Genomic DNA, 14,648 nt, shown 5'->3' with positions numbered 1-14,648 from the left:
CAGCTTTCGCCATCTATTACGACAGGGAACTTCATCATGAACCACTTCATTCAACTGCATTTGCTGACTTCCTACCCGCCGGCCAATCTCAATCGTGACGACCTGGGACGGCCGAAGACCGCCATCATGGGGGGTGCCAAGCGCCTGCGCGTCTCCTCCCAGAGCCTCAAGCGCACCTGGCGGACTTCCGCGCTGTTCGAGGAAGCTCTGGGCCAGTATCGTGGTCACCGCACCAAGCGCGTGGGCCTCGAGGCAGAGAAGCACCTGCTGGAAAAAGGCGTCAATGACAAGGACGCCAGGGCGTGGGCGACCGAGATTGCCGGGGTCTTTGGAGACGTCGCCAAGGGGGAGCTGGCAACCAGCCAGCTGGTGCATATCGGCCCCGAGGAGCAATCCGCGGTAGATGCCCTGGTCGAGACCCTGGCCGCCGAGAACCGTGCGCCCGAGAAGGCCGATCTCGACCTGCTCCGCCACAAGCCGGCGGCGGCGGATATCGCGCTGTTTGGCCGTATGTTGGCAGCGGTGCCGGAATACAACGTCGAGGCGGCCTGTCAGGTGGCCCATGCCATCACCGTCCACGCGGCAGAGGTGGAGGACGACTACTTCACCGCCGTGGATGACCTCAACACCGGTGATGAACATCGGGGGGCCGCCCATGTCGGCGAAGCCGGTTTCGCTGCCGGCCTGTTCTATAGCTATGTCTGTATCGACCGTCAGCAATTGCTCGACAACCTCAAGGGAGATATCGAACTCGCCGACCGCGCCATTGCCGCTCTGGTAGAGGCTGCTGTGCGTATTTCGCCGAAGGGCAAGCAGAACAGCTTCGGTTCCCGTGCCCATGCCAGCTATGTGCTGGCCGAGAAGGGCGACCAGCAACCGCGCTCGCTATCGGCCGCCTTCCTGCGCCCGGTTGCCGGCCAGGATCAGGCCGGTGATGCCGTGGAACGACTCGAGGAGCAAGCGAAAGCCTTCGACAGGGCCTATGGGGCGGGGGCCGATCGGCGCTATGTCGTCTCCGCGTTGCCCGATTATCAGGGCCCAGCACTCGAAGGAGACATCGTGACGGGTAATCTCGATGGTTTGATCGAGTTTCTCAGCAATGAGCGCTAAGGAGCCGACATGACGGAATATCTAGTCTTTCGGCTCTATGCGCCACTAGCCAGCTGGGGGGAAGCGGCAGTGGGCGAGTCGCGCCCCACCGCTACCCATCCCGGGCGAGGGGCGATCATCGGGCTTCTAGGGGCGGCCCTGGGCATCAAGCGCGAAGACGAAGCCGGCCAGCAGGCGCTGTGTGGCAGCGTTCACATTGCCGTCAAGCAGCTCTCCCCCGGTACCTTGCTGCGCGATTATCACACTGCCCAGGTGCCGGGGTCTCAGGCCAAGGTGAGCTATCGCACTCGCCGCGATGAGTTGAATGTGCCACGCAAGGCGATCAACACCATCCTCTCCAGCCGCGACTATCGCTGCGACGGTCTCTGGACCGTCACGGTATGGCTCTCCGACGATGCGGTGCATACCTTGGAGGAATTGGAAGCAGCGTTAAAACGACCATGTTACATGCTCTATCTGGGGCGTAAGTCCTGCCCCCTGGCAGCGCCCTTGGCTCCCCGGCTGGTCCAGGCCGAGCGGCTGCGTGATGCACTGGACACGGTGTTTCCCGTGCTGGTTGGTAAAGAGGAAAAGGCTGAAAAAGCAGCTTTGAGACTTACCGACGATGTGATGTATGCCTGGGAAGGACGGGCCGATCTGCTGGATGGCGAGAGCCGCGGCGTAGAGTCCAGCGATGTATGGGACCGGCCACTCAACCGTCGTCGCTGGCAGTTCGGGCCACGTGCCGAGTTTCGGCGGTTTGTTCGAGCAGAGGAGGGGCGCTGATGTACCTTTCACGTATTCGTGTCGATCTCAATGGCCTCTCCCGCGAAGCCCTGTTCGACGTGATGCAGGGTGGCGCCTATGGTGTCCACCAACTGCTTTGGCAGGTCTTTCCAGGCCATCAGGGCCCCCGGCCCTTTCTTTTCCGTCAGGAGATGGAAGAGGATACCGAACAAGGCAAGCCTCCCAAGGGGCTGCCCTTGTTCTACGTGCTCTCCAGCTGTGAGCCTTCGACCATCCCGGGGCTGCTCGACGTCCAGTGCAAGCCATTCGCCCCTGAGCTTCGCCAGGGGGATCGCTTGGCCTTTCGACTGCGAGCAAACCCTACGGTGGCACGGCGGGTGGAGGGTGCCAAGCACTCTCCCCGCAGCGATGTGCTGATGGCCGCGAAGAAACCCTTTCCACCAGGACAGCGTACAAGTGCCGAATGTGTTCAAGCGATGGATCAGGCGGCGCGAGACTGGCTGCAGACGAGGGTCGAAGAACTCGGCTTTCATCTGCCGGTGGCGCCGGAAGTGGGGGCGTATCGCCAACATGCCCTGCAGAAGCCGGGGCGACGTAATGCCATTCAGTATTCGAGCGTGGATTATGAGGGCTTGCTGGAGGTCACCGAGCCGGGTCGCCTGGTCGAGACCCTGGCGCATGGTATCGGTCGGGCCAAGGCCTTCGGCTGTGGGTTGATGCTGATCCGCCGACCGTAGGACAACCTCGGCAAGGAGGCCATGATGGGCTTTATCCCGCTCAAGCCGATCCCCATGAAGGATCGCATGTCGATGATCTTCGTCGGTATGGGCCAGATCGATGTGCGCGATGGCGCCTTCGTGGTCATCGATGAGGTCAATGGCGAGCGCATGCATATCCCGGTGGGATCGGTGGCTTGCCTGTTGCTGGAGCCGGGCACCCGGGTCTCCCACGCTGCCGTCAAGTTGGCGGCAGCCGTTGGAACCTTGCTGATCTGGGTCGGGGATGCCGGGGTTCGTCTCTATAGTGCCGGGCAGCCAGGAGGCGCGCGATCCGACAAGCTGCTCTATCAGGCCCAGCTGGCACTCGATGACAAACTGCGCTTGAAGGTCGTACGCAAGATGTTCGAGCTGCGCTTCGGCGAGCCACCACCCGAGCGGCGAAGCGTCGAGCAACTGAGAGGCATCGAGGGCGCACGGGTTCGCAAGACCTATCAGTTGATCGCCAAGCAGTATGGCGTCAAATGGTCGGGGCGGCGCTACGATCCGACCCAGTGGGACGCCTCCGATGTAGCCAACCAATGCCTTTCCGCCGCCACCGCCTGTCTCTATGGCATCAGTGAGGCCGCCATTCTGGCGGCGGGTTATGCCCCGGCCATAGGCTTTCTGCATACCGGCAAGCCAAAGAGCTTCGTCTACGATATTGCCGATATCGTCAAGTTCGAGACGGTGGTCCCCGCGGCCTTTCGGGTCGCGGCGCGCAATCCTCCCATGGCGGAGCGTGAGGTTCGTATCGCCTGCCGGGACGCCTTCAAGCAGACCAAGATATTGCAGCGGCTGATCCCGATGATCGAGGAGGTCTTGGCGGCCGGGGAGATCACGCCACCACCACCTGCACCGGAAGCCGTACCGCCGGCGATTCCCGAACCGCCATCCATCGGTGATGCCGGCCATAGGAGTGGATGATGGCCATGCTCGTGGTAGTGACCGAAGCGGTGCCGCCCCGCCTGAGAGGACGGCTTGCCGTCTGGCTGCTGGAAATTCGCGCCGGAGTGTATGTTGGGGATGTCAGCAAACGCATCAGGGAAATGATCTGGGAGCAGATCGATGCTCTTGCCGAGGATGGCAATGTCGCCATGGCCTGGGCCAGCAATGATGAATCCGGCTTCGAGTTCCAGACCTATGGCACCAACCGACGCGCTCCCTGGGACCATGATGGCCTACGCTTGGTGCGCTTTATTCCTCAAGAGATTAAGTAGTTGAAACGCAAGGCTCTTTAAAAAAACACGCTGTACAAAAAATAGGCAAAATCGTCGGTGGAATTTCCATCGGCGATTTTCCTTTTGTAGAACAATAATCTACGATTAGTCCGATCCCCGCAGGCGCGGGGCTCAACCGGAACCGAACCATGAATACAGCAAACCGCAAATCCGATCCCCGCAGGCGCGGGGCTCAACCGGCCCTCGCTTGATGGCGGTGCACTTCAAGAAACCGATCCCCGCAGGCGCGGGGCTCAACCGGTGCGCCCGGCGCTGTGGGAAAACTGGAACTGCCGATCCCCGCAGGCGCGGGGCTCAACCGGGGACGCGCATGGCCATGCCACCACCACCGCCCCGATCCCCGCAGGCGCGGGGCTCAACCGCGACGGCACCATGCAGGCGGTCGACGCCGACACCGATCCCCGCAGGCGCGGGGCTCAACCGGCCTCGCGCAGGCGGTCATTCGAGGCGGCGACCCGATCCCCGCAGGCGCGGGGCTCAACCGCCTTCCGGGGCCAGGGGCTCGGCTACTGGTACCCGATCCCCGCAGGCGCGGGGCTCAACCGCAAATCGGGGTGCCTGTAGCGCAGTCGGTTATCCGATCCCCGCAGGCGCGGGGCTCAACCAATATCTCCACTGCCCAACATGGCGATTATATACCGATCCCCGCAGGCGCGGGGCTCAACCGATCGGCATCCGTGGGCTAGCCTCAAGAGAACCCCGATCCCCGCAGGCGCGGGGCTCAACCTCTCCTGAGCAAATGCCCACGTAGGCGGTCAGCCCGATCCCCGCAGGCGCGGGGCTCAACCGCGCTGAACCCCCACTGGCACGAGCCCTACATCCCGATCCCCGCAGGCGCGGGGCTCAACCGGCGGCCTCCTCGCTGGTGGTGGCGGTGATCGCCCGATCCCCGCAGGCGCGGGGCTCAACCGCAACTTGGGGTTTAGCGAGGTCGCCTGATCGGCCGATCCCCGCAGGCGCGGGGCTCAACCGACCAACGTCATCGGCGGGGTCGATGGCGCCACCCGATCCCCGCAGGCGCGGGGCTCAACCGCGCTCGGCCTGGTCCATGCCCTCGCCGTAGGCCCGATCCCCGCAGGCGCGGGGCTCAACCGATGATCAACCTGAACCCCAGGCTGGCCGAGATCCGATCCCCGCAGGCGCGGGGCTCAACCGGAGGCGCGGCTGTTCGACGTGTCCATCGTCACCCGATCCCCGCAGGCGCGGGGCTCAACCGGCGGGCGAGCACTGCCAAGTGTGCGGTCGGTACCGATCCCCGCAGGCGCGGGGCTCAACCGGCGCTCTCGCCGAACACGTAGACGTAGTCACTCCGATCCCCGCAGGCGCGGGGCTCAACCGGCGTGCCGGCGCTGGCATGCAGATTGGGCGTCCCGATCCCCGCAGGCGCGGGGCTCAACCGGCCACCATGCTGGAGTCGAGCGTCTTGGTGGCCCGATCCCCGCAGGCGCGGGGCTCAACCGGCGGCAGCACCCGTCAGCGAAGTGCGCTCGACCCGATCCCCGCAGGCGCGGGGCTCAACCGTCGATCAAGTCGCTGAGCGGCGACATCGACCCCCGATCCCCGCAGGCGCGGGGCTCAACCGCACGAGCGCACCGGCGAACCGCTGTACACCACCCGATCCCCGCAGGCGCGGGGCTCAACCGCAGGAGCGGTTCTATCGCTGGTATGACCACACCCGATCCCCGCAGGCGCGGGGCTCAACCGCACAACACGCGGATGGCGTCGTCGGCATGGGCCCGATCCCCGCAGGCGCGGGGCTCAACCGCTGCTGGCGATGCGCCTGCGCTGCCCGGTGCTCCGATCCCCGCAGGCGCGGGGCTCAACCGAAACCCAGGGCGCCGTCCAGCTACGAGCTGCTCCGATCCCCGCAGGCGCGGGGCTCAACCGCGATAGCCGGTGAGGAGGCGCATCGGCGCATCCCGATCCCCGCAGGCGCGGGGCTCAACCGCACTACGGAGGCGTGGTGGGCGCGGACCTGCGCCGATCCCCGCAGGCGCGGGGCTCAACCGCTCTGGCGGCACACCGACTGGCACGCCGGGGCCCGATCCCCGCAGGCGCGGGGCTCAACCGGCCGGGTGCGACGGCCAGCAAGGCATGTTGTCCCGATCCCCGCAGGCGCGGGGCTCAACCGCACGTTTTCGCCCAGATGCTGCTCTGTGCCGACCGATCCCCGCAGGCGCGGGGCTCAACCGGATATGCCCATGCGCTACCTCATTGGCCTGGCCCGATCCCCGCAGGCGCGGGGCTCAACCGCCCACAAGCTGGGCATGGCGCTGCTGCAAATCCCGATCCCCGCAGGCGCGGGGCTCAACCGGCGTCGCCCCACCAGGGCGTTATTTGGTGGGCCCGGTCCCTGAGGTACCCCCGCGAATTTCTCGATGATGGCGACATGTTCGCCGAATAAAGGCGCCTAGGCCCGCCCCTATGGGGTCAGACCCCAGCCGAGTTGCCAGGCTTGTCATTGTGCACGTGGCGAGCGGATTCGACACCGCCGGGGTCTGACCCCATAGGGCCTCCCAGCGCTGGCAGTTCACCGCCATAACACCCTCAACACGCTGATTTTTTTAGTAAGACTCCTGGGGATCCGTCAGGCCCAGTCCCCGCAGGCGCGGGGCTCAACCAGACGGCCAGCCGGTAATGCAGAGAGTCTAATCCTGGGGCTACCCACGAATATCTCGACGATGGCGGCATGTTCGCCGAAAAAGGCGCCGAGGATGTCCCTGCGGGGTCAGACCCCGGCCGAGTGATTGGCCCATCATCGTGCGCTTAGCGAGCGGATTCGACACCGCCGGGGTCTGACCCCGCAGGTCACCCGCGCCGGTGCTTATCTCCAAGACGGCCACAACCATCTGATTTTTCCGCTATGTTCCTGGGATGCCTCTGGACCACATCCTGATCCTCACGAGCTTCGGGATAACAACGCGCCGCATGTCACCGAGCCGTGTCCGCTCGTTCCCGTCGGGGCCATGCACCTCCGGGCGCATTTGAAAGCGCCCGCTCGAAGCCATATACCTGATAGGGACGGAACCGACAGGCAAGCTACCGCGCCGCCACGGTGACATCACACCGGAGGCGGCCAACCGACCGGGAGGCAATTACATGCAGCGCACGACCGACATGCCCGCCAGCGTCACCGCGACACTCACCTATCTGGTCAAGCGCGATGCGAAACCCTACGTGCATACCGAGGCGCTGACCGGTGACAGTGAGCCGCACTATTTTGCCGAGCAGGAGGCGCGCGAGGTCACGCTATACAACGGTCGTCCGTTGGCGGACGGCTTGTCCCTGGACACGCAGGGGTTCGAGCTTCACCAGCGGGAGACGGCGGTCGACGACCTCTACGACGATGCGACGGTCGAAACCGCCTACTATGCCGAGGTCGAGGCCTTGATCAAGGAGCTGACCGGCGCGAGCCGGGTCGTCATCTTCGATCACACCCGGCGCAGCGACGCCGAGCAGCGCGATATTCGCGGCCCGGCCTGCCGTGTGCATAACGACTACACCGAGCGCTCGGGGCCCGAGCGTATCCGCGACGTGCTGGGGCGGGACGAGGCCGCCGCCCTGGAAGCGGTGCCGGTGGCCCAGATCAACCTGTGGCGCCCGATACGCGGGCCCGTGAAGCGCTCGCCGCTGGCCTTGCTGGACGCCTCGACGCTCGACCCCGGCGACCTGCTGGCCACCGATCTGGTCTACCCGGATCGCCTCGGTGAGATCTACCACCTGGCCTACCATCCGCACCAACGCTGGTACTATTTTCCCGACATGCGCCGTGACGAAGCCTTGCTGATCAAGGGGTATGACTCGCGTCGCGACGGCCGTGCCCGCTTCACCCCCCATACCGCCTTCCAGGACCCCAACACGCCGCCGGGCGCCCCGCCGCGCGAGAGTATCGAGGTCCGCACCCTGGCCTTCTTCGGTTAGGCTCCCGCCACCCGGGCGTGGGCCGCCCCGATCCTGTTACCCTCTGACCAAGGCCCATCATCGCAAGGAACCGTGCCATGACCCCCGAGACCCCCTTCGACAAGACCCTCGCCGCCATCGATGCCCTGCACGCGGAGGACCCGCGCCGTGTCGAGGTCGATGGCGAGTCGCTGCCGCTGGAGCTGTGGCATGGCCGGCGGATGAGTGCCTGGCTCGAGCAGCTGGTGGATGCCCCGGACGAGCTGGTGCAGCTGGCGGTGCGGGCGCAGCACCTGCAGCGCTGGCAGGTGCCGCGCGGCGACTACCCCGAGGGCCGGGTGGGCTATCTCACCTGGCGACGCGACCAGGGCAAGCGGGCCGGCGAGACCACGGCGCGGCTGATGGAGGAGGCCGGCTACGCGGCCGAGCAGGCCGAGCGGGTGGCGCAGATGATCCGCAAGCAGGGCCTGGGGCGCGACGAGGGCACCCAGGCGGTGGAGGACTGCGCCTGCCTGGTGTTCCTGGAGAACTACTTCGCCGATTTCTCGAAACAGGTGGAGCATGACCACCTGATCCGCATCGTGCAGAAGACCTGGAAGAAGATGTCGCCGCGGGCCCACGAGCTGGCGCTGGGGCTACCCATGGCCCCCGAGGCGCGCTCGTTGGTCGAGGAGGCCCTGGCGGGCTGATAGGCCGCCGCCGCGGGGCAGCTCACTTCACCAGCGTCTGGGCGGCGTCGAGGTAGGTCTCGCCGTTGGCGCGCACGCGCTCGACGTCGCCGGTTTCCGAGCCCAGGTGGACCTCTTCCAGGGTAATGGCCATCTCGGCCGTCTCTTCGTTGATCTTCTCGAGGGCGTTCTCGTTGACTTGGCGCAGGATTTGACAGGGCGCGGCATGGCGCCTAGATTGATCATTGCAAATGATAATTGTTATCATTTGCAGGGATGATCAAGGAGGAAAGCATGCCGTACCGCATCAGTACCGGACTCAAGGGCTCCAACCCGACCCTGCAGATCTGCGATGCCAGCTCGGGCTCCGTGCGGGTGGCCTGGGAGTACCCCCGTCGCGACCCCCACCTCTCGGAGGAGGAACTCGAGCTGCTGCAGTTCAGGCGCGAGGAGGCGATCCATGACCTCTTCCGCCGCCTGTTCCTGCTGACCACCGAGCAGTACCTCAAGGGTGAGCTGGACGAGGCGCCGGCGCTGGGCGCCTGGCGCTGGCGGCAGGCAGGGCGCTAGGCGTGCCGGCGCCGAGCTAGGCGGGGTCGAGGGTCACGCTCAGGATATCGGTGGTCTCGCAGGGCTTGCCGTGGCGCAGGGTGAGGCGGCGTTCGCTGAGGTTCATGACCACGGCGAACAGCGTCTCCATGCGCTCCTCCGGTGGCTGGTCGGGGTTGAAGTGGCGGCAGATCGACAGCGGGGCGTCGTGGTGGTCACTGAGGATGTCGAACAGGGCGGCTTCGTCGACCTCGACGTGGTCGGGCATTTGGTCGCGCAGTAGCCGGTCGAGCCTCGCCAGGCGTGGGCGGGAGTCGGGGCGCGGGAAGTCCTCGACCTGGCAGGTGGCGGCCCGGGCGTAGAGGTGGTTGGTGTGGGTGACCATGCCGTGTTCGGGGGCCAGCCGGCCGGGCTCGCCGGGGTGGACCTCGAGGCCGGCGGCCTGGCCGTCGGCGCTGGCGATCAGGAAGTGGGCGGGGGAGCAGACCCGGTCGCGGGTAGCCACGGCCACGGCGCTTTCCAGGTCGGGGCTCTCCAGGATCTTGCGCAGGGCGACATGGATCGGCAGGCCCTGGCCACAGGTCCGGGAGCGGATGGCATTGAGGCAGACGCCGATGCCGTGGGCGTTCATGCCGATCTTGGCCACCATGCCGGCCTCGCCGATGCTGAGCAGCGGGGCGGCCTGCTCGCCGGTGATCTTCAGCGCCACGACGTTGTGCAGCTGGTCGGTGCGCCAGTCCCAGTTCTGGGCCAGCCATTGCTGGCCGGCGCGTTGCAGGGCGAAGGCAGAGCAGCCGCCGCTGGCCCGGGTCAGCGAGATCTCGCTGCGGCAGTTGAGGGTGAGGATGTCGGCGAGGTCGACCCCGGCGCCGCGGGCGATGCCCGCCATCTCGTCGAGGATCTCGGGGAAGCCGCGCTCGATCATGGCGGCGAAGCGGTCGGCCTCCTCCCGGGCCTCCTTCCAGCGGATGCCGACGAAGTCGAGGAACAGCCGGTCGTAGACCTCGATGCTGCGGTGGATGAGCCGGGCATGGGCCAGGCCGTGGGCCTCGCCGATCGCGTGGCGGCTGCCGGTCAGTTCGGTCAGGCGCATGTCACAGCACCTCGTCGAGGAACTCGAGGAAGGCGGCCCAGGACTTCTCGTCGGCGCGTTCCTGGTAGCGGTCGCTGCCGAATTCCGTGAAGCCGTGGGGGGCGCCCGAGTAGACCTGGATCTCGTAGGTGGCGCCGGCGGCCTCGAGCTCCTCGGTCAGGGTGGCGACATCGCTCATGGGCACGGCGCTGTCGGCACCGCCGTGGGCGATCAGCAGCGGCGGGACCTCCTCGGGCCATGCCTGGCCCTCCGGGGTGCCCAGCCCCCCATGGAAACTGGTGTAGCCGGCCACACCCTCGGCCTCGCTGGAGCGGGCGATCTCCAGGGCCACGGCGCCGCCGAAGCAGTAGCCGATCACCACGGTGGTCTCGGCGGCTCCCTGGTTGCGGGCCTCGGCCAGGCCGGCCAGGGTCAGGGTGCGCATGCGTTCGCGGTCCTCGTAGAGGGCACGGGTGGCGGCCTGGCGGGCCTCGGTGGTCGCCGGGCGGTTGCCCTGGCCGAAGAGGTCGACGGCGAAGGCGTCATAGCCCTGCTCGGCGAGCATGTCGGCGCGCTGGCGCTCGTAGTCCCCCAGGCCATCCCAGTCGTGAACGATCAACACGGTGCCGCGTGCCTCGCCTTCGGCGGCGGCGAGATAGCCCTCGAAGGCCTCATCGCCGACATCGTAGAGGACGTCGTCGCCGGCAGGCGTGAAGGCATGGGCATTGGCGGCCAGGCCGAGGGTGGCCAGCAGCACGGCGGAAGCGGTCCGGGGGCGCATGGGCATGGGGGCTCCTGTCGAATGGGCGGGGATCCAGCCTCTCAGTATAGGCAACCGGCGCGGCCAGTCGTCCGACAGGGTGGCAGGGCCGGAGACGGTGGGGCCGCTCGGGCGGTTGGCTGCGCACCGGCGATGCCCAACGTTGGCAGCGCGGGCTTGTGTTTTGGGCCGTTGCCTTCCAGATTTAGGTCGTGAAGCTATAACGATGCCAATCGCGCACGCAGTCATACGAAGGGGAACGACAATCATGAAGAAGAACGTACTGTCGATGGCGGTGGCGGCCTCCGCCCTGGCCCTGGCCGGAGCCGCCCATGCCGAGGTGAAGATCGGTTTCCTGGGCGGGTTCACCGGGGGGATCGAGAGCCTGACGCCGCCGATCTTCGATGGCGCCCAACTGGCGGTGCGACACGTCAACGAGCAGGGCGGCATCCTGGGCGGCCAGGAGCTGGTGATCCCCAGCGGTGACACCACCTGCAGCGATGCCTCGGCGGCCTCCAACGCGGCGGACCGCATGGTCAATTCCGAACAGGTCACCGCCATCGTCGGGGCGCTGTGCACCGGCGCCACCATCGCCGCGGCCAATAACGCGGCCATTCCCGGCGGCGTGACCATGGTCTCGCCGGCCTCCACGGCCCCGGCGGTGAGCGAGCTGGACGACAACGACCTGGTGTTCCGCACCGTGCCCTCGGACGCCTTCCAGGGCGAGATGCTGGCCAAGCTGCTGCTGGAGAAGGGCATCGACGAGGTGGCGGTCACCTACGTCAACAACGACTATGGCCGCGGCCTGGCGGATGCCTTCGCCGAGGCCTTCGAGGCCAATGGCGGCCTGGTGGCCGAGAACCTGGCCCACGAGGACAACCGGGCCGACTACCGCTCCGAGCTCGGCTCGCTGTCGGCCTCCGGTGTCGAGACCCTGGTGGTGCTGGCCTATGCCGATACGTCCGGCCAGACGGTGTTGCGCCAGGCCTACGAGGGCGGCATGTTCACCCAGTACGTGGGCGGCGACGGCATGGTCGGCGAGGGCCTGATCGAGGCCGTGGGGGCCGACGTGCTCGAGGGCATGATCGCCACCCGCCCGGGCAGCCCCGACCTGCCGGGGACCGAGATCTTCAACGAGGCCGCCCAGGCAGCCGGCTTCGACCCCAGCGCGGTATTCGCCGCCCAGGCCTACGACGCCGCCTTCCTGCTGGCCCTGGCCATCGAGCAGAACGGCAGCGCCGAGCGCGAGGGGCTCTCCGAGGCGCTGCGCAGCGTCTCTTCCGCCCCCGGCGAGGTGATCCTGCCCGGCGAGTGGGAGAAGGCCGTGGAGCTGATTGCCGCCGGCACCGAGATCAACTACGAGGGCGCCTCCGGCAGCCACGAGTTCGACGAGAACGGCGACGTGCCGGGCGTGGTGGTCGAGATGGCGGTCGAGGGTGGTGCCTTCGTCGGCAGGGGCTTCGTGGATCTCTGATTCCCGCTGCCCGAGGCGTGAAGATGCAGGCCCCGGCGGGCAACCGCCGGGGCCTTTGCCTGGCCGGGTGTCGACAGGGGTCAGCCGTGGTGCTTGACCTTCTCCGGCAGCATCCCCTTGGGCGCGAAGCGCAGTACCAGGGTGATCAGCAGGCCGATCACGAACACCCGGGCCTGCAGGGCGCGGCTTTCCAGATGGCTGGGCGCCTCCCAGCCGAAGACGCCTTCGCCGAAGCTGACGGCCAGGTGCATCAGCAGCAGCGCCAAGGGCTCGGACATGATCCAGATGAGGTAGACCGCCACGGCACCGAAGATGGTGCCCAGGTTGTTGCCCGGCCCGCCGAGGATCACCATCACCAGCACCAGGAAGGTGTGGTTCAGCGGCAGGAAGCCCTGGGGGTCGAAGATGCCGTTGAAACTGGTCAGCGCCGCCCCGCCGATGCCCATCAGGATGCAGCCCAGCACGAAGATCTCCAGGCGGCGACGGTTGATGTCCTTGCCCATGGCCGCGGCGGAGACCTCGTTGTCGCGGATGGCGCGGATCATGCGGCCCCAGGGGGCGTGATAGGCGCGGTGCAGCAGGAAGAAGATCGCCGCGATCATCACCGCCGTGACCGACAGATAGAGTGAGCGGGACACCACGAAGCCGAGGTCGCCGGCTCCGGGTGTCGGCCAGGGCAACGGCGAGACGGTGGCGGTGCCGCGGGTCAGCCAGTCGGAATTCTTGAGGAAGGCCTTGATGATCTCGGCGATGCCCAGGGTGGCGATGGCCAGGTAGTCACTGCGCAGCCCCAGGCAGATATGACCGATGAAGTAGCCGATGCCGCCGGCCAGCATCCCGCCGACGATCCAGCCGGTCCAGGCCGGCAGGCCCAGGCCGCCGATGAAGCCGGCGCGCGACTCGATCTCGTCGGTGACCCCGCGCAGCACGCTGATCACCATCAGGTAGAGCACTACCGCCAATGCCACGGCGATCACCGTGCGCAGTCGCTTCGGCACCCCCAGGCGGTCGAGCTTGGTGGCGCCATAGACCACCAGGGCGGCACCGAGCAGGTAGAGCAGCGCCAGGCCGAGTTCGCCGGGCAGCTCGCTGTCCCAGAAGGCGTCGTTGACCGGTACGCTGAAGAACATGGCGCTGAAACCGCCCAGGGCGACGAAGCCCATTACCCCGGCGTTGAACTGGCCGGCATAGCCCCACTGGATGGTCAGCCCCAGCGCCAGGATGGCGTAGCAGGCGGCTTCCACCAGCATGCGGGTACTGTAGGCGACGCCCATCACGGCATAGACGCCCAGCACGGCCACCAGCAGGGCGGCGAACAGGAGCACCTCGCGCCGCGGGAAGCGCCGGACGGGGGGCTGGGATCGGGTCGTGTCGGTCATGTGATCACCTTGCCCTTGAAGAGTCCGGTAGGGCGCCATACCAGGATGGCGACCAGGATGAAGAAGGGCACCACGATCTTGTACTCGGTGCCGACGAAGGCCAGGCTGCGCGGCAGTTCCAGCCACTCGGGGAAGTGCTGCTGAAGGGGGCGCAGCAGCACCGTCCAGTTGAACACCGCGAGCGTCTCGGCGAAGCCGACCACGAAGCCACCGGCGATGGCACCAAAGGGGTGGCCCACGCCGCCGACGATGGCCGCGGCGAAGATCGGCAGCAGCAGGAAGAAGCTCAGGTCGGGCTTGAAGGTCACGTCCAGCGACAGCAGGGTGCCGGCGATGGCGGCCAGGCCGCCGGCGATCACCCAGGTCACCGCCACGATGGTGTGGGTGTTGATGCCGGAGGCCTGGGCCAGATCGGGGTTGTCGGACATGGCGCGCATCGCCTTGCCCAGCCGCGAGCGGCTGAGGAAGAGGTGCAGCCCCACCACCGCGGCGATGGTCAGCACGAAGAGGATCACCTGGGGTTCGGTAACGACCACCGGGCGGGTGACGGTCTCGAAGGGCAGGTCGATCCGGTAGATCTCCTTGCGTTCGGCGATGTAGAGGTTCCGGCCGCCGGTGCCGGCGAACAGCCGGATCACCCCCTGGAGCATCAGTGCCACGCCCAGCGAGGCGATCACCATGACGATGGGTTTGACCCCATGGGCGCGCAGCGGCTTGTAGAAGGCGTGGTCGATGCCGACCGCCAGGGCGGCGGTGAGCACGATGGCCAGCGGCAGCATGACGACGGCGGTGGGCAGCCCCACGGCGCTCCCGGCGCCGGGAAAGGCCAGGGTCAGCAGCAGCACCATGGAGGCACCGAAGGTCATCATGTCGGCATGGGCGAAGTGGGCGAAGCGCATGATGCTGAACACCAGCGTCACGCCGACGGCGCCGATGGCGTAGATCGAGCCGGTCACGCTGCCGGCCACCACCACGTTGTTGATGAAGAAGACCAGTTCGTTCAAGGCGTGTTCT

General features: G+C 66.9%; 14 protein-coding genes and 1 CRISPR repeat array. Of the genes, 9 read left to right on the top strand and 5 right to left on the bottom strand.

Annotated elements, in window-relative coordinates; all coding sequences use genetic code 11:
* Positions 1-36: 36 nt before the first annotated feature.
* From cas7e to CR157_RS13840, 7 genes are all read left to right on the top strand, one after another.
* Positions 37-1,110, top strand: coding sequence for a type I-E CRISPR-associated protein Cas7/Cse4/CasC (cas7e, locus tag CR157_RS13870; protein ID WP_110284127.1), 1,074 nt, complete (start codon positions 37-39; stop codon positions 1,108-1,110).
* A gap of 9 nt (positions 1,111-1,119) precedes the next feature.
* Positions 1,120-1,875, top strand: a complete 756-nt coding sequence (gene cas5e / locus CR157_RS13865; protein ID WP_110284126.1) for a type I-E CRISPR-associated protein Cas5/CasD — start codon at positions 1,120-1,122, stop codon at positions 1,873-1,875.
* A complete protein-coding gene (gene cas6e, locus CR157_RS13860; RefSeq protein WP_110284125.1) occupies positions 1,875-2,573 on the top strand; it encodes a type I-E CRISPR-associated protein Cas6/Cse3/CasE in 699 nt (232 codons plus the stop codon). Before cas5e ends, cas6e begins: the two co-directional genes overlap by 1 nt.
* Positions 2,574-2,597: 24 nt before the next feature.
* Positions 2,598-3,518 carry a type I-E CRISPR-associated endonuclease Cas1e gene (gene cas1e, locus CR157_RS13855; RefSeq protein WP_110284124.1) on the top strand — a complete coding sequence of 307 codons (921 nt, stop codon included), beginning with the start codon at positions 2,598-2,600 and terminating at the stop codon, positions 3,516-3,518.
* Positions 3,518-3,811 carry a type I-E CRISPR-associated endoribonuclease Cas2e gene (cas2e, locus tag CR157_RS13850; RefSeq protein WP_110284123.1) on the top strand — a complete coding sequence of 98 codons (294 nt, stop codon included), beginning with the start codon at positions 3,518-3,520 and terminating at the stop codon, positions 3,809-3,811. Before cas1e ends, cas2e begins: the two co-directional genes overlap by 1 nt.
* Positions 3,812-3,921: 110 nt before the next feature.
* A CRISPR array of direct repeats spans positions 3,922-6,146; the repeat unit is 29 nt; unit sequence CCGATCCCCGCAGGCGCGGGGCTCAACCG.
* 785 nt (positions 6,147-6,931) lie between these two features.
* On the top strand, positions 6,932-7,753 hold the full coding sequence (locus CR157_RS13845) for a CmcJ/NvfI family oxidoreductase (RefSeq protein WP_110284122.1): 822 nt from the start codon (positions 6,932-6,934) through the stop codon (positions 7,751-7,753).
* A gap of 77 nt (positions 7,754-7,830) precedes the next feature.
* Positions 7,831-8,421 (top strand): DUF4202 domain-containing protein, encoded by a 591-nt coding sequence (locus CR157_RS13840; RefSeq protein ID WP_110284121.1) that lies wholly within the window; start codon positions 7,831-7,833, stop codon positions 8,419-8,421.
* Between the two features lie 22 nt (positions 8,422-8,443).
* Here the strand turns inward: CR157_RS13840 and CR157_RS23225 are convergent, their stop codons facing one another.
* Positions 8,444-8,668 carry a DUF6746 family protein gene (locus CR157_RS23225; RefSeq protein WP_110284120.1) on the bottom strand — a complete coding sequence of 75 codons (225 nt, stop codon included), beginning with the start codon at positions 8,666-8,668 and terminating at the stop codon, positions 8,444-8,446.
* A gap of 26 nt (positions 8,669-8,694) precedes the next feature.
* Between CR157_RS23225 and CR157_RS13830 the strand changes: the two genes are divergently transcribed.
* Positions 8,695-8,970 (top strand): hypothetical protein, encoded by a 276-nt coding sequence (locus CR157_RS13830; protein ID WP_110284119.1) that lies wholly within the window; start codon positions 8,695-8,697, stop codon positions 8,968-8,970.
* A gap of 16 nt (positions 8,971-8,986) precedes the next feature.
* Here the strand turns inward: CR157_RS13830 and CR157_RS13825 are convergent, their stop codons facing one another.
* Positions 8,987-10,042, bottom strand: coding sequence for a C45 family autoproteolytic acyltransferase/hydolase (locus CR157_RS13825; protein ID WP_110284118.1), 1,056 nt, complete (start codon positions 10,040-10,042; stop codon positions 8,987-8,989).
* Position 10,043: 1 nt separating this feature from the next.
* A complete protein-coding gene (locus tag CR157_RS13820) occupies positions 10,044-10,802 on the bottom strand; it encodes a dienelactone hydrolase family protein (protein WP_110284574.1) in 759 nt (252 codons plus the stop codon).
* Positions 10,803-11,049: 247 nt separating this feature from the next.
* Here CR157_RS13820 and CR157_RS13815 point away from each other — a divergent pair, with 247 nt between their 5' ends.
* Positions 11,050-12,255 (top strand): ABC transporter substrate-binding protein, encoded by a 1,206-nt coding sequence (locus CR157_RS13815; RefSeq protein WP_373681020.1) that lies wholly within the window; start codon positions 11,050-11,052, stop codon positions 12,253-12,255.
* Between the two features lie 80 nt (positions 12,256-12,335).
* Here the strand turns inward: CR157_RS13815 and CR157_RS13810 are convergent, their stop codons facing one another.
* Together CR157_RS13810 and CR157_RS13805 are read right to left on the bottom strand one after the other, a co-directional pair.
* Complete coding sequence (locus CR157_RS13810) at positions 12,336-13,634, bottom strand: branched-chain amino acid ABC transporter permease (RefSeq protein WP_110284117.1); 1,299 nt, start codon at positions 13,632-13,634, stop codon at positions 12,336-12,338.
* Positions 13,631-14,638, bottom strand: a complete 1,008-nt coding sequence (locus CR157_RS13805) for a branched-chain amino acid ABC transporter permease (protein ID WP_110284116.1) — start codon at positions 14,636-14,638, stop codon at positions 13,631-13,633. The genes CR157_RS13810 and CR157_RS13805 overlap by 4 nt, the downstream gene beginning before the upstream one ends.
* Positions 14,639-14,648: the final 10 nt, after the last annotated feature.

Origin of the sequence: Halomonas sp. LBP4 (genome assembly GCF_003202205.1) — a bacterium.
Taxonomy (GTDB): Bacteria; Pseudomonadota; Gammaproteobacteria; order Pseudomonadales; family Halomonadaceae; genus Halomonas; species Halomonas flagellata.
This window is presented reverse-complemented; position numbering and strand designations above follow the sequence as displayed.

What these genes read in the sequence shown, in the direction of transcription:
- CR157_RS13810 (WP_110284117.1), bottom strand. Translation starts at nt 13,634, where the DNA reads ATGACCGACACGACCCGATCCCAGCCCCCCGTCCGGCGCTTCCCGCGG.
- CR157_RS13815 (WP_373681020.1), top strand. Translation starts at nt 11,050, where the DNA reads ATGAAGAAGAACGTACTGTCGATGGCGGTGGCGGCCTCCGCCCTGGCC.
- CR157_RS13840 (WP_110284121.1), top strand. Translation starts at nt 7,831, where the DNA reads ATGACCCCCGAGACCCCCTTCGACAAGACCCTCGCCGCCATCGATGCC.
- CR157_RS13825 (WP_110284118.1), bottom strand. Translation starts at nt 10,042, where the DNA reads ATGCGCCTGACCGAACTGACCGGCAGCCGCCACGCGATCGGCGAGGCC.
- CR157_RS13845 (WP_110284122.1), top strand. Translation starts at nt 6,932, where the DNA reads ATGCAGCGCACGACCGACATGCCCGCCAGCGTCACCGCGACACTCACC.
- cas6e (WP_110284125.1), top strand. Translation starts at nt 1,875, where the DNA reads ATGTACCTTTCACGTATTCGTGTCGATCTCAATGGCCTCTCCCGCGAA.
- cas7e (WP_110284127.1), top strand. Translation starts at nt 37, where the DNA reads ATGAACCACTTCATTCAACTGCATTTGCTGACTTCCTACCCGCCGGCC.
- CR157_RS13830 (WP_110284119.1), top strand. Translation starts at nt 8,695, where the DNA reads ATGCCGTACCGCATCAGTACCGGACTCAAGGGCTCCAACCCGACCCTG.
- CR157_RS23225 (WP_110284120.1), bottom strand. Translation starts at nt 8,668, where the DNA reads ATGATAACAATTATCATTTGCAATGATCAATCTAGGCGCCATGCCGCG.
- cas1e (WP_110284124.1), top strand. Translation starts at nt 2,598, where the DNA reads ATGGGCTTTATCCCGCTCAAGCCGATCCCCATGAAGGATCGCATGTCG.
- cas2e (WP_110284123.1), top strand. Translation starts at nt 3,518, where the DNA reads ATGGCCATGCTCGTGGTAGTGACCGAAGCGGTGCCGCCCCGCCTGAGA.
- cas5e (WP_110284126.1), top strand. Translation starts at nt 1,120, where the DNA reads ATGACGGAATATCTAGTCTTTCGGCTCTATGCGCCACTAGCCAGCTGG.
- CR157_RS13820 (WP_110284574.1), bottom strand. Translation starts at nt 10,802, where the DNA reads ATGCGCCCCCGGACCGCTTCCGCCGTGCTGCTGGCCACCCTCGGCCTG.